Origin of the sequence: Streptomyces sp. NPDC007856 (genome assembly GCF_042868225.1) — a bacterium.
In the GTDB taxonomy this organism is placed as follows: Bacteria; Actinomycetota; Actinomycetes; order Streptomycetales; family Streptomycetaceae; genus Streptomyces.
Genome location: NZ_JBIAEC010000002.1, coordinates 163,038 through 176,515, shown reverse-complemented (window position 1 = coordinate 176,515; position 13,478 = coordinate 163,038). Strand labels below are relative to the sequence as shown.

Genomic DNA, 13,478 nt, shown 5'->3' with positions numbered 1-13,478 from the left:
GCTGACCCCGATGACTCTCACCGTGACGACCGTCGACCGGTACGCCCGCCTGGCGCGCGGCTGCCGCCCAAGGGGCTGCCGCGCCCCGGCGAGGCGCGTCCACGGCCGCAGGGTGCGGTACGTCATCGGCGATGAGCCCGGGCAGGTCAACGGCATGCGATGGCAGCAGCCAACCCAAGGGGCGCGGGGCTCTGTTTGATTTGCGGCTACCGCCGCGCGGGCGCGACAAGCCACTGGCGGCCCGCAGTCAAAGGACAAATCCCCGCCCCCACGGCGAATAGTGTCTTTTCACACGCACTCACCGTGAGGTTTCGGCATGCCCAGCAACTTCTTCTTCCCTGATCCACAGGGTCAAGTCCCCAGCGCCGAAGGCTACTTCGGCGCGTTCGGCGGCAAGTTCATCCCGGAGGCCCTCGTCGCCGCCGTGGACGAGGTCGCCGTGGAGTACGACAAGGCCAAGCACGACCCCGAGTTCGCCCGGGAACTCGACGACCTGATGGTCAACTACACCGGCCGCCCCAGCTCCCTCACCGAGGTCCCGCGTTTTGCCGCGGAAGCGGGTGGCGCTCGCGTGTTCCTCAAGCGCGAGGACCTCAACCACACCGGCTCCCACAAGATCAACAACGTCCTCGGTCAGGCGCTGCTCACCAAGCGGATGGGCAAGACGCGCGTGATCGCGGAGACCGGGGCCGGCCAGCACGGCGTCGCGACCGCGACCGCCTGCGCCCTGTTCGGCCTCGACTGCACCATCTACATGGGCGAGGTCGACACCAGGCGCCAGGCCCTGAACGTGGCCCGCATGCGCATGCTCGGCGCCGAGGTCGTCGCGGTGAAGTCCGGCAGCCGCACGCTCAAGGACGCCATCAACGAGGCGTTCCGCGACTGGGTGGCGAACGTCGACCACACCCACTACCTGTTCGGTACTGTCGCCGGCCCGCACCCCTTCCCGGCCATGGTCCGCGACTTCCACCGAGTGATCGGCGTGGAGGCCCGCCGCCAGCTCCTGGAGCGCGCCGGGCGCCTGCCCGACGCCGCGATCGCGTGCGTCGGCGGCGGCTCCAACGCCATCGGCCTCTTCCACGCCTTCATCCCCGACGAGGGGGTCCGGCTCATCGGCTGCGAACCGGCCGGGCACGGCATCGAGACCGGTGAGCACGCGGCCACCCTGACCGCCGGCGAGCCGGGCATCCTGCACGGTTCCCGCTCGTACGTCCTGCAGGACGACGAGGGCCAGATCACCGAGCCGTACTCCATCTCGGCCGGTCTGGACTACCCGGGCATCGGCCCGGAGCACTCCTACCTCAAGGACTCCGGCCGCGGCGAGTACCGCGCGATCACCGATGACGCGGCCATGCAGGCGCTGCGTCTGCTGTCCCGCACCGAGGGCATCATCCCGGCCATCGAGAGCGCCCACGCCCTCGCCGGCGCCCTGGAGGTAGGCAGGGAGTTGGGCAAGGACGGCCTGATCGTCGTCAACCTGTCCGGCCGCGGCGACAAGGACATGGACACCGCCGCCCGCTACTTCGGCCTGTACGACACCGACGCCGAGGTGGCCGCCGACGAAGCCGACACCGCCGAGATCGAGGGGGACGCCAAGTGAGCGGGAAGATCCAGCTGCTGTCGGACACCCTGGCCGCCGCCAAGGCCGAGGGCCGGTCCGCGCTCATCGCCTACCTCCCGGCCGGGTTCCCGACCGTGGACGGCGGCATCGAGGCGATCAAGGCCGTCTTCGGCGGCGGGGCGGACGTGGTGGAGGTGGGACTGCCGCACAGCGACCCCGTCCTCGACGGCCCGGTCATCCAGACCGCCGACGACATCGCCCTGCGCGGCGGCGTCAAGATCGCCGACGTCATGCGCACGGTCCGTGAGGCGTATGAGGCGACCGGGAAGCCGGTCCTCGTCATGACCTACTGGAACCCCATCGACCGCTACGGCGTCGAGCGGTTCACCGCCGAGCTGGGCGAGGCGGGCGGCGCGGGCTGCATCCTGCCCGACCTGCCCGTCCAGGAGTCGGCGCTGTGGCGGGAGCACGCCGAGAAGCACGGCCTCGCGACCGTGTTCGTCGTGGCGCCGAGCAGCAAGGACGAGCGGCTCGCCCAGATCACCGCGGCGGGCAGCGGCTTCGTCTACGCGGCCTCGCTGATGGGTGTCACCGGCACCCGCGAATCCGTCGGCGCGCAGGCCCAGAACCTGGTCGAGCGCACCCGCGCCACCGGCACCGGGCTGCCCGTCTGCGTCGGGCTCGGCGTCTCCAACGGCGCTCAGGCCGCCGAGGTCGCCGGCTTCGCCGACGGCGTCATCGTCGGCTCGGCCTTCGTGAAGCGGATGCTGGACGCCCCCGACCATGCGGCCGGCCTGGAGGGGGTCCGCGAGCTGGCCGGGGAGCTGGCGAAGGGCGTGCGCGGAGAGGCGTAACCGCAGGTCACTTTCCCTATCAGAACACCCCCGTCAGAACATTCGCTCACCCGAACGGGTGGACCTGGGACCGGGGAGGCGCGCTGCGCCTCCCCGGTTCGTTCTGGGGGTGTGAGCGAGAAGAACCGTGACGGAAAGCGCACCGCCCGGGAGCGGCTGGCGGTCGAGCGTGAGAAGCAGAAGGCCGCGGAGAAGCGGAGGCGCACGCTGATCGTGGGCGTGAGCATCGTCTGCGTCCTCGGCCTCGCGGCGGTGATCGGCGTGCTCGCCGCGAACGCCGGCAAGAACAAGAGCAGCGAGAAGGCGGGCCCGGTCGTGGCGCCCTCGGGCGCGCAGGGCAAGGACAGCCTCGCCGTCCCGGTCGGCAAGGACGGCGCCAAGTCGACGCTCACCGTCTGGGAGGACGTCCGCTGCCCGGCCTGCCAGGCCTTCGAGACCGCCTACCGCCCGACGCTCCACGAACTGGCCGACTCCGGCAAGCTCAGAATCGAGTACCACCTGGTCCGGCTGATCGACGGCAACCTCGGCGGCACCGGCTCCCTGCGCGGCGCCAACGCCGCGGCCTGCGCCCAGGACGCCGGAAAGTTCCGCGATTACCACGACGTGCTGTACGCGAACCAGCCCAAGGAGACCGACGACGCGTTCGCGGACAACGCCAAGCTGATCGACCTGGCCGGCAAGGTCGGTGGCCTGGACACCCCCGCGTTCCAGAAGTGCGTCAAGGACGGCACCCACGACAGCTGGGTCAACAAGTCCCACAAGGCCTTCCAGACCAGCGGTCTCAACTCCACGCCCACGGTCCTGCTCGACGGCAAGAGCATCTACCAGCAGCAGGGCATGACCCCGGCCAAGCTCAAGCAGATGGTGGAGGCGGCCAACCGGCGGTAAGGATCTTGCTTCCGCCGCCCGTTTTCTCACGCCCCCGTTATGGACCCGTAGCCGGGCTGCTTGCCGTCACCACGGCCCGGCACGGTAGCGTCGGACTTGCCATGGAACTTGCCTACATTCCCAGCCCGTCGCGCGGGGTGCTGTATCTCGGCCCCATCCCGCTGCGCGGCTACGCCTTCTGCATCATCATCGGCGTCTTCGTCGCCGTCTGGCTCGGCAACAAGCGCTGGATCGCCCGCGGCGGGCGGGCCGGTACCGTCGCCGACATCGCGGTCTGGGCTGTGCCGTTCGGTCTGGTCGGCGGCCGGCTCTACCACGTGATCACGGACTACGAGCTGTACTTCAGCCCGGGCCGTGACTGGGTGGACGCCTTCAAGGTGTGGCAGGGCGGCCTGGGCATCTGGGGCGCGATCGCGCTCGGCGCGCTCGGCGCGTGGATCGGCGCGCGGCGCCGGGGCATCCCGATGCCGGCGTACGCCGACGCCGTCGCCCCCGGCATCGCGTTCGCGCAGGCCATCGGCCGCTGGGGCAACTGGTTCAACCAGGAGCTGTACGGCCGTGAGACGCATGTTCCCTGGGCCCTGCACATCACCTCCTCCGAGGGCGGCCGGGTGCCGGGTTACTACCACCCGACCTTCCTGTACGAGTCGCTGTGGTGCATCGGCGTGGCTCTCCTGGTCATCTGGGCCGACCGCCGCTTCACGCTCGGCCATGGCCGCGCCTTCGCCCTCTACGTCGCGGCCTACTGCGTGGGCCGCGGCTGGATCGAGTACATGCGCGTGGACGACGCGCACCACATCCTGGGCCTCCGCCTGAACGACTGGACCGCGCTGATCGTGTTCCTGCTGGCGGTGACGTACATCGTGGTGTCGTCCAAGAAGCGGCCGGGCAGGGAAGCGGTGGTCGAGCCCGGTGTCGCCGAGGGTCCGGCCGACGGTACGGAAACTGCCGACGAGGCCGAGGACAAGGCTGAGAACAAGGCCGAGGACAAGCCCGAGGACAATGCCGAGCCGGAGGCCGTGGAAGCCGCGGAGGCCGCGGAGGCGAAGGGCGAGGCCGAGTCGGCGACCAAGAAGAGCTGACCGCTGGTCTTACGACGCCGAGGGCGCCCGGAGTTCGTTCCGGGCGCCCTCGGCGCGTGCGGGCGGAGGAAGAGGTCAGGCTCTCGCCGCCAGGGACAGGGTGCGGTGGGCCATCGCCACCACCGCCGCGTCGATGAATCTGCCGTCCGGGAGGGCCTGGGCGCCCTCTTTCGTCGCGGCTGCCTTCAGGACCGTCTCCGCGTGTTCGATCTCCGCCGGGGTGGGCAGGTAGGCCCGTTCGATCACCGGGAGCTGCCGGGGATGGATGGCCGCGCGGCCCAGGAAGCCGAGGGAGCGGCCATGGGCGCAGGAGGCGGCGAGGCCGTCCAGATCGCGGATGTCGGGGTGGACCGACTGCGGGGGTGGGGCGAGGCCGGCCGCGCGGGCGGCGACGATCACCCGGGAGCGCGGCCAGTCGAGGCCCGCGTCGGACCGTACCCCCAGGTCGGCCCGCAGATCCGCCTCGCCGAGGGCGATGCCCCGCAGGGCGGGGTGGGCGGTGGCGATGGCGTGTGCGTGCTCGATGCCGAGGGCCGACTCCAGCAGCGCGTACAGCGGCACAGGGGTGGCGGCGGCGACCTGCCTGATCTCGGCCGGACCGGTCACCTTCGGGAGCCGCAGGGCCGCCAGGCCGGGAAGCGCGGCGAGGGCCGCCAGATCGGCCGCGGCCCAGGGGCTGTCCGAGGCGTTGACCCGGACGTGGACCGGGACCGGCTGGGGGTCGGTGAGCAGCTCGGCCGTGGCCGCGCGGGCGTGCTCCTTGCGGTCCCGGGCGACCGCGTCCTCCAGGTCGATCACCACCACGTCGGCGCCCGCGGCCAGCGCCTTGGCCACCACGGGCGGGCGGTCGCCGGGGACGTAGAGCCAGGTGAGCGGGTGCGGGGTCACAGGGCGCCCTCCTCGCGCAGGGCGCGCAGCTCGGCGGGGGTGAGGCCCAGTTCGGTGAGCACGGCCTCGGTGTCCGCGCCGTGCGGGCGGCCGGCCCAGCGGATCGCGCCGGGCGTCGCGGAGAGCCGGAAGAGGACGTTCTGCATGCGCAGCGGGCCCAGCTCGGGGTCGTCGACGGTGGTGACCGTGCGCAGCGCCTGGTACTGGGGGTCGGCCAGGACGTCCCGGACGTCCTGGACGGGGGCCACCGCCGCCTGAGCCTTCTCGAAGGCCGCGAGGACCTCGGCGCGGGTGCGGGCGGCGATCCAGGAGCCGACCGCCTGGTCCAGGACGTCGGCGTGCGCGGCGCGGTCCGCGCCGGTGGCGAACCACGGTTCCTCGGTCAGCTCCGGGCGGCCCACCAGGCGCAGCACCCGCTCCGCGACCGACTGCGCGGAGGTGGAGACGGCGACCCAGTGGCCGTCGGCGGTGCGGTAGGTGTTGCGCGGGGCGTTGTTCGCGGACCGGTTGCCGGTGCGTTCCTGGACATGGCCGAGCTGGTCGTACCAGGTGAGATGGGGGCCGAGGACCGACAGGATCGGCTCGATGATCGCCATGTCGACGACCTGCCCGGCGCCGGTGCGCTCCCGTGCGGACAGCGCGGTGAGCACGGCGTAGGCGGTCGCCAGGCCCGCGACCGAGTCGGCGAGCCCGAAGGGCGGAAGCGTGGGCGGCGCGTCCGGCTCGCCGGTGATCGCGGCGAAGCCGCTCATCGCCTCGGCGAGGGTGCCGAAGCCGGGACGGTGCGCGTACGGCCCGAACTGTCCGAAGGCCGTCACCCGGGCGAGGACCAGCCGGGGGTTGGCGGCGGCCAGTTCCGCCCAGCCCAGATCCCACTTCTCCAGGGTGCCCGGGCGGAAGTTCTCGATCACGACGTCGGCGCTGGCGGCGAGCCGGAGCAGGGTGGCACGGCCGCCGGGCGTGGACAGGTCCAGGGTGATGGTCCGCTTGTTGCGGCCGAGCACCTTCCACCACAGGCCGACGCCGTGCTTGGCCGGGCCGTGCCCGCGGGAGGGGTCGGGCCGCTCCGGATGCTCGACCTTGATCACCTCGGCGCCGAAGTCGCCGAGCAGCGTGGCGGCCATGGGGCCCGCGAACAGGGTCGCCAGGTCCAGCACCCGCAGACCGGACAGGGGCGGGGGATTCGTCGTACTCATGCGTCGTCGTACCTCACGCCGTGAACTGGGCGTCGATCTCCGGGCGGTACGGCATCGACACCGACGCCCCGGCCCGCTGGACGGAGATCGCCGCGGCGGCCGCAGCCCAGGACAGGGCCTCCTGTACCGGTTTCTCCTCGGCGAGGGCCACCGCGAGCGCGCCGACGAAGGTGTCACCGGCGCCCGTGGGGTCGACGGCGGTCACCGTCGGCGCCGGCGTCACGAGCGGCTCGGTGCCCCGGGCCAGATACAGGCTGCCGGTGGCGCCCAGGGTGACGGCCACCTCCGGCACCAGGTCCAGCAGGGCGGCGGCGGCCTCGCGCGGGTCGGTGCGGCCGGTGAGGGTGACCGCCTCGTACTCGTTGGGCACCAACAGGTCGGTCGCGGCGAGGAGTTCGGGCGGCAGCGGCTGGGCGGGGGACGGGGTGAGCACCGTACGGACCCCGTGCCGGCGCGCCGCCTGCGCACCGGCGACGACCGCGCGCAGCGGGATCTCCAGCTGCAGCAGCAGGGCGTCGGCGGAGGCGATCACTCCCTCGTCGCCGGGGGAGAGGTGGTCGACGGTGCCGTTCGCGCCGGGGATGACGACGATGGAGTTGGTGCCCTCGTCGTCCACCACGATGTGCGCGGTGCCGGACGGTCCCTCGACCGTGCGCAGGGAGTCGGTGTCCACGCCGGAGTGTTCGAGGGTGTCGCGCAGCCGCAGCCCGAAGGCGTCGTTGCCGACCGCGCCGATCATCGAGACGGTGGCGCCGGCGCGGGCCGCGGCGATCGCCTGGTTGGACCCCTTGCCGCCGGGGATGGTGTGGAACTCGCGCCCCGTCACGGTCTCGCCGCGCTGCGGCGCCTTCGCGACATAGGTGACGAGGTCCATGTTCGTGCTGCCGAGGACGACGATGTGGGTCATGGGCGGGTCGCCTCCAGGTGGGTGAGATGGGCGAGGGTGTCGAAGCCGGTGCCGTCGAAGTCGGCGACGGTGGTGGCGAGCCGGTTCTTCAGCGGGGCCCGCCAGCGGTCGGGGAGCGCGGCGGGGTCGCCCGCGAGCAGTCCCGCGATGCTGCCGGCCGTGGCGCCGGCGGAATCGGTGTCCAGGCCCCCCGAGACCGCACGGCAGACGGAGCCGGTGAAGTCGCCGTCCGCGTGGGTGAGGGCGGCGGCGATCAGGGCGGTGTTGGGGATGGCGTGCACCCAGTGGTGGGCGGGGGAGTAGCGGGCGTGGAGCTCGTCGACGACGTCGTCGAAGTCCTCGTGGGACTCGGCCAGTCGGACGGCGTGGTCGATCGCCCGCGCGAGCCGGGAGCGGGGCGGGATCACCCGGCGGCCGGTGCGCAGACAGGTGTGGACGTCCTGGCTTCCGGTGGCGGCGGTGGCGATGACGGCGGCCGTGAACATCGCCGCGTAGACGCCGTTGGCGGTGTGGGTGAGGACCGCGTCGCGGTGCGCCTGTCCGGCGGCGGCGCCCGGGTCGCCGGGGTTGGCCCAGCCGTGCACATCGGCGCGGATCAGGGCGCCGATCCACTCGCGGAAGGGGTTGCGGTGGCGGGCGGTGTGCGGGGGCTCGATGCCGGTGAGGAGGTTGCGGCAGGCGACGCGTTCGGCCGTGAAGGTGCGGCCGGGCGGGAGTTCGTCCAGCCAGAGCCGGGCCACGTCGGCGGTGCTGAAGGTCCTGCCGTGACGACGGAGGAGCAGAAGGTTCAGGAGGGGGTAGTTGAGGTCGTCGTCCTCCGGCATGCCGTCGATGTTCTCGGCGAGGGAGGTGGGGGCGGAGCGGCGGTTCCAGGGGTACTGGGCGAGGAGGTCCTCGGGGACGCCGCGGGCCGTGAAGTACGTGGTGAGGGGCCAGTTGCCGGTGGCCTGGGCGAGGGCGCGGATGCCGTCGAGGGGGAGCTTTTCGACGGGCTTGCCGAGGAGGCACCCGATGGCCCGGCCGAGCCAGGCGGCTTCGAGGCCGGCCGGGGTGGGGGCCGGCCGGGGGTGGGTTTCGCTCGCCCGCGCCGGCGGGTCCGGCCAGTTGGGGCACAGGGACTTGATGCGGGCCAGGTCGGTCGGCTCGTCGTGGGACAAGCCGCTGGGAAGGTCGGCCAGTTCGTCCAGGAGGTCTTCGGCCAGGAGGCGCAGATACCGCGAGACGCCGTGGGCGGACGCGCCCGCCCGGGGCGGCGCGTCCGGGCCGCCCGCCGCTCGCCACCGTGCCTCGATCGCCGACGGCTCCCGCCCGTCCAGGCGGGCCTGGCGCAGCTCGTGGCCGAGCAGGTCCTCCGGCTGGACCCAGGTCAGTCGGAGCATGCGGAGCCTCCGAGGGCGGTGAACGCCCGCTCGTGCGCGCGCCGCCGGCGCACATCCCGTTCGAAGACCTGCCGCGCGACCCCGGCCAGCGTGCGGGCCGGCTCCCACAGGTCCAGCCGGCTGGCCTCCGCCACCGTCTTCGCCCAGTCCTCCGGGACGGGCGAGCCCAGGGCGCCCGCGAGGGCACCGGCCATCGTGGCGATCGAGTCGCAGTCGCGGCCGTAGTTGACGGCACCGAGGACGGCGTGCCGGTAGTCGCCGCCGGAGACCAGCACCATGCCCAGCGCGATGGGCAGTTCCTCGATCGCGTGCAGCCGGGAGGGACGGCGGGCGGCCAGGGAGGGGGCGCGGTAGTCCGGGCCGACGGTGTCGTACGGCGCCACCGCCGCGCGCAGCGGCCCCAGCGCCGACTCGAAGTCCCTGTGGCCGCGGGCCACTTCGCAGACCTTCTCGATCGCCTCGCGCGTGCCGTCCTTCGCCAGGGACAGACAGGCGGTGACGACCGAGTCCGGGGTCGCGCCCGGGGTCGCGGCGGCGGCGACGGCCGCGGCGAGGACACCGGCCGCCTCACGGCCGTACGACGACTGGTGCGCACCGGCGATGTCCAGTGCCTCGGCGTAGGCGGCGGCCGGGTTGGCGGCGTTGACCAGACCGACGGGGGCCATGTACATCGCCGCGCCGCAGTTGACGATGTTGCCGACGCCGGCCTCCCGGGGGTCGGCGTGACCGTAGGCCAGCCGGGCCACGAGCCATTTCTCGGCGAGGAAGAGGCGGTGCAGCGGCAGGGCCTCGGTCTCCAGCTCCGGGATCCAGCGCGGGTTCGTCATCAGGTCCGGGACCAGGTGGTCGGCGATCGCGTATGCGTCGAGGTGGTCGCGGACGCGGGCGTACACCCGGATCAGCGCATGCGTCATCAGGGTGTCGTCGGTGACGTGGCCGTCGCCCTTGTGGTAGGGCGCGATGGGGCGGGCGGTGCGCCAGTCGTCGCCGTGCCAGGGGCCGACGACGCCGTGGACGCGGCCGCCGTGGCGCTCGGCGATCTGGTCGGGGGAGTACCCCTCGACCGGGCCGCCGAGGGCGTCGCCGACGGCGGCTCCGACGAGGGCGCCGGTGATCCGGTCGTCCAGACCGGGCGGGCATGGTGGGCTGCTTTCTTCTTCTTTGAGTCCTTTGGACTCCATGGGCGTCATGCCCCGAATCATCCTCCTGGGCGGGCCGGTTGCGCGGCTTCCAGGAGTCCGGCGAGTTCCACCAGGTCGGTGCCGCTGAGACGGGGCAGGACGCAGCCGGACAGGGTGCGGCAGGCGTCCCGCCAGGTCTCCGGCACGGCCGCGCCACCCCCGAGGGCTCCGGTGAGGGCGCCCGCGAGGGCCGGGGCCGAGTCGGCGACCCGGGACAGGCAGGCGGCGGCGGGCACGGCCTCGGCGATACGGCCGCGGGCGGCGGTGGTCAGGGCGAGGGCGACCGGGACGGTCTCGGCGGCGGCGATGCCGTAGCTGTAGACGTGGTCGACGATCTGGTGCTCCAGGGGCGGGACGAGGGCGAAGGCGGAATCGCCGTCCTCGGCGAGGGCGAGCGCGTGGCGGGCGTTGCGGCCGATCTCGGTGTCGGGCGGGAGTTCGGCGAGTGCGGCGGTCACGCAGGTGTCCGTCCCGGCGTCGGCGAGGGCGAGCGCGAGGGCCGCGGCCATGGCACGGGCGCCGTGCACGCCGTCGCCGTCCTGGGTGTAGCGGGCGTCGAACTCGGCGAGCGCGGCGGCGCGTTCGGGGTCGCCGGGGTGGGCGACGGCGAGCACGCAGGCGCGGACGCAGGCGGCGTCGTCGAAGTAGTGCGGGTTGTCGTGGCCGGTCGCGGGCGGACGCAGGCCGGCGGCGAGGTTGCCGAGGCCGGAGCGGACGGAGATGCGGGCGCGCAGCGGGAGCACGGCGGACTCCACCTCGGGTGCGCGCTCCGCCGCGGCGGCGACCTCCGCGGCCACGGCGGTCCAGGTGAGGTCGATTGCTGCGCGGGTACGGCGCTCCCGGCTGAGGTCGCCGAGGGCGTCGTCGTCGCCGGCCCGCAGCACCGCCTCCGCGGCGAAGGCCGCCCACTCGGCGTCGTCGGAGGGGCCGAGGCGGAGGGGGGCGGGGGGTTGGTTGAGGGCGATCGGCACCGGAAGGGTGGTGGTGGCGTTCTGCTCGGCGAAGGTGTCCAGCTCGCGGGTGAGGCGACGGGTCCACTCGGGCATACGGCTGGCCCGGTGCCGTGCGGCCGGCCAGCCGGCGGCGTCGCCCGCGGCCAGGCCGAGCAGGAGTCCCTCGATACGGCGCGCTGTCATGACTGCACCTCGCTGTCCGGGTGCCCGGAGTTCCCCGCCCCAACCAGGGGGCTCCGCCCCCTGGCCCCCCGCTCGCCCGCCCGCCCGCCTGACTCCGGCAGCACCCCCGGAAGCACCACCCCCACCCCCCACTTCCCGCCCTCCCCCGGTACCAGCAGCTCCGCCACGTCCAGGATGTGGTGGCCCGCCATGGACGGCAGGCAGCGGCCCCGGGCCGGGCCGATGGCGGAGGACCAGGTGGGCGGGATCGCGGAGACGCCGTGGGTCGCGCCCGACAGGGCGCCGGCCACCGCAGCCGTCGTGTCCGCGTCGCGGCCCATGTTGACGGCCGTGAGGACCGCCTCCCCGAAGTCGCCGTCGGCCGCCGCGTACGCGCCGAAGGCGAGGGCGACCGCCTCGGGGGCCAGGTCGGTCCAGGGGTAGCCGCCGATGACGACCGCGGAGCGGACCGCGCGTTCGCCGCGGTGGGCGACGGCCACCGCCCGGCGCAGGGAGCGCGCCGTCCAGGAGTCCTCGGGGATCACCGCCAGGGCGGAGGCGATCACCACCGGAACCGGCGCGCCCGTCATCGCCGCCGCCACCCCCGCCGCGACCGCCTGGCCGCCGTAGATGCCCTCGCCCTCGTGACTCACCGAACCGTCGATCGCCACCAGCCGGGCCGCTTCGGCGGGGCGGCCCGCGGCGAAGACCCCGAAGGGGGCCGCCCGCATGGCCAGACCGTCGCTCCAGGCGTGCCGGTGCTGGGCCGAGATCGGGGCGGCGAGACCCCGGCGCAGGTTCTCCAGCGTGCCGCGCTCGCTGAAGCCCGCGCCCCGGAAGGGGCCCTCGGCCCGGTCGGCGATCCACTCGTGCCAGGCCGCCTCCACATGCGCCGGGGTCAGCGCCGAGCCGTGCCGGGCGAGCAGCAGGCCCGAGAAGATCGCGTACTCCGTGTCGTCCGTGCCGGACGGAACCTCGGCCACATAGCCCGTGATGCGGCCCCAGCGGGCCCGGATCTCGGACGGCTTCAGGTTCTCCGCCGGCGCTCCCAGCGCGTCCCCGACGGCCAGGCCGAGCAGTGCCCCGCGGGCCCTGTCCCGGAGACCGGCGGCGTCGTCGGGCGCCGAGGCCGGGGGAGTACAGGCGATCGATGCCATGGGCGGACTCCTTCGGGGCCAGGAAGGCGCTTTGCGGATGTGTGCCACGGCATGCGGCCGCACGAGCCCCCGCACTGCTCGAAGTCACCCGCTTGGCATCTGAGCAAGATCATGCACGGATGAGCAAAGATCGGTAAAGGTGCAGGTTAGCCCAGCCTTTCCTTGCTGGCGGGAGTGGAAGAAGGGGCGTAGGTTCAGTGTTGTCGAAAAGTAGAACTCGTCCAAAGTTAGCTTTGGCTAAGCTATCCGGGGGGCCCGCATGGCCGTCATCGAAACCCAGGCCGCGCTGCACGAAGCGCACCGCGACAACCACACGCACCGCGATGTCAACGGCGGCTGGCTGCGCCCCGCCATCTTCGGCGCCATGGACGGTCTTGTCTCCAACCTCGCCCTGATGACCGGCGTGGCCGGTGGGTCCGTGAGCCAGCAGACCATTGTCCTCACCGGCCTCGCGGGGCTGGCGGCGGGTGCCTTCTCCATGGCGGCGGGCGAGTACACCTCGGTGGCCTCCCAGCGGGAACTGGTCGAGGCCGAGCTCGATGTCGAACGCCGTGAGCTGCGCAAGCACCCCCAGGACGAGGAGGACGAGCTCGCGGCACTGTACGTCGCCCGGGGTGTGGAGCCCGCCCTGGCCCGGGAGGTCGCCCGCCAGCTGTCCAGGGATCCCGAGCAGGCCCTGGAGATCCATGCCCGCGAGGAGCTGGGCATCGACCCCGGTGACCTGCCCTCGCCGCTGGTCGCCGCCGTCTCCTCCTTCGGGTCCTTCGCCCTCGGTGCCCTGCTGCCCGTGCTGCCGTTCCTGCTCGGCGCGAGCGCGCTGTGGCCCACCGTGCTGCTCGCCCTCGCCGGACTCTTCGGCTGCGGTGCCGTGGTGGCCAAGGTGACCGCGCGCAGCTGGTGGTACAGCGGCCTCAGGCAGCTCGCGCTGGGCGGTGCGGCGGCCGGTGTGACGTACGCCCTGGGCACCCTGATCGGAACGGCCGTAGGATAGCACCGCCGGTACCTATGCGTTGGGCCGCATAGGTAGCCGCGAAGGCCCGTTACTCGCTGGTTTCGAGTGCGTGACCACCGGGCATGAGCCGTAAGCGCTGTGGGCAATGACGCCTGCCGCACCCCCGCGGGGTGAGTGACAACGCTCCCCCCGCCCCCCATCGGGCCGCCGGACGCCGATCCGACCGATCTCGTCCGTCCGGTCCCCCTCACACGTTCGCCGCCACCGCGCGGCACCCAGACCGTCATGTGCGGTCCCGCCGCCACGCGCGGCACCCCG

The 13,478-nt window shown here is 73.3% G+C and carries 13 protein-coding genes; 6 read left to right on the top strand and 7 right to left on the bottom strand.

Going from position 1 to position 13,478, the window contains the following annotated elements:
• Positions 1-10: 10 nt before the first annotated feature.
• The 5 genes from trpM to lgt all read left to right on the top strand — a co-directional run bounded on the left by trpM (position 11) and on the right by lgt (position 4,385).
• On the top strand, positions 11-199 hold the full coding sequence (gene trpM / locus ACFYOH_RS05210) for a tryptophan biosynthesis modulator TrpM (protein ID WP_388621355.1): 189 nt from the start codon (positions 11-13) through the stop codon (positions 197-199).
• 117 nt (positions 200-316) lie between these two features.
• Positions 317-1,600, top strand: a complete 1,284-nt coding sequence (gene trpB / locus ACFYOH_RS05205) for a tryptophan synthase subunit beta (RefSeq protein ID WP_388621353.1) — start codon at positions 317-319, stop codon at positions 1,598-1,600.
• Complete coding sequence (gene trpA, locus ACFYOH_RS05200) at positions 1,597-2,415, top strand: tryptophan synthase subunit alpha (protein WP_388621351.1); 819 nt, start codon at positions 1,597-1,599, stop codon at positions 2,413-2,415. Before trpB ends, trpA begins: the two co-directional genes overlap by 4 nt.
• A gap of 111 nt (positions 2,416-2,526) precedes the next feature.
• A complete protein-coding gene (locus ACFYOH_RS05195; RefSeq protein WP_388621349.1) occupies positions 2,527-3,303 on the top strand; it encodes a DsbA family protein in 777 nt (258 codons plus the stop codon).
• A gap of 101 nt (positions 3,304-3,404) precedes the next feature.
• On the top strand, positions 3,405-4,385 hold the full coding sequence (gene lgt / locus ACFYOH_RS05190; protein ID WP_388621348.1) for a prolipoprotein diacylglyceryl transferase: 981 nt from the start codon (positions 3,405-3,407) through the stop codon (positions 4,383-4,385).
• A 75-nt stretch (positions 4,386-4,460) separates the two neighbouring features.
• On the opposite strand, the gene ACFYOH_RS05185 is transcribed toward lgt, so the two are convergent.
• Genes ACFYOH_RS05185 through ACFYOH_RS05155 form a run of 7 tightly spaced genes read right to left on the bottom strand, consistent with a single transcriptional unit; the run spans position 4,461 to position 12,208 of the window.
• Complete coding sequence (locus ACFYOH_RS05185; protein WP_388621346.1) at positions 4,461-5,273, bottom strand: HpcH/HpaI aldolase/citrate lyase family protein; 813 nt, start codon at positions 5,271-5,273, stop codon at positions 4,461-4,463.
• Positions 5,270-6,469 (bottom strand): CaiB/BaiF CoA transferase family protein, encoded by a 1,200-nt coding sequence (locus ACFYOH_RS05180; protein ID WP_388621345.1) that lies wholly within the window; start codon positions 6,467-6,469, stop codon positions 5,270-5,272. The genes ACFYOH_RS05185 and ACFYOH_RS05180 overlap by 4 nt, the downstream gene beginning before the upstream one ends.
• 13 nt (positions 6,470-6,482) lie before the next feature.
• Positions 6,483-7,376, bottom strand: a complete 894-nt coding sequence (gene rbsK, locus ACFYOH_RS05175) for a ribokinase (RefSeq protein WP_388621343.1) — start codon at positions 7,374-7,376, stop codon at positions 6,483-6,485.
• Positions 7,373-8,755 carry an ADP-ribosylglycohydrolase family protein gene (locus tag ACFYOH_RS05170; protein ID WP_388621341.1) on the bottom strand — a complete coding sequence of 461 codons (1,383 nt, stop codon included), beginning with the start codon at positions 8,753-8,755 and terminating at the stop codon, positions 7,373-7,375. The genes rbsK and ACFYOH_RS05170 overlap by 4 nt, the downstream gene beginning before the upstream one ends.
• A complete protein-coding gene (locus ACFYOH_RS05165; protein WP_388622316.1) occupies positions 8,743-9,936 on the bottom strand; it encodes an ADP-ribosylglycohydrolase family protein in 1,194 nt (397 codons plus the stop codon). Before ACFYOH_RS05165 ends, ACFYOH_RS05170 begins: the two co-directional genes overlap by 13 nt.
• Before the next feature lie 17 nt (positions 9,937-9,953).
• Positions 9,954-11,072, bottom strand: a complete 1,119-nt coding sequence (locus tag ACFYOH_RS05160) for an ADP-ribosylglycohydrolase family protein (RefSeq protein ID WP_388621339.1) — start codon at positions 11,070-11,072, stop codon at positions 9,954-9,956.
• Positions 11,069-12,208: an ADP-ribosylglycohydrolase family protein gene (locus ACFYOH_RS05155; protein WP_388621337.1), complete on the bottom strand. Its 1,140-nt coding sequence runs from the start codon at positions 12,206-12,208 to the stop codon at positions 11,069-11,071. The genes ACFYOH_RS05160 and ACFYOH_RS05155 overlap by 4 nt, the downstream gene beginning before the upstream one ends.
• Positions 12,209-12,467: 259 nt before the next feature.
• On the opposite strand from ACFYOH_RS05155, the gene ACFYOH_RS05150 reads away from it, so the two are divergent.
• Complete coding sequence (locus ACFYOH_RS05150; protein ID WP_388621335.1) at positions 12,468-13,199, top strand: VIT1/CCC1 transporter family protein; 732 nt, start codon at positions 12,468-12,470, stop codon at positions 13,197-13,199.
• The last annotated feature ends 279 nt before the right edge of the window (positions 13,200-13,478 follow it).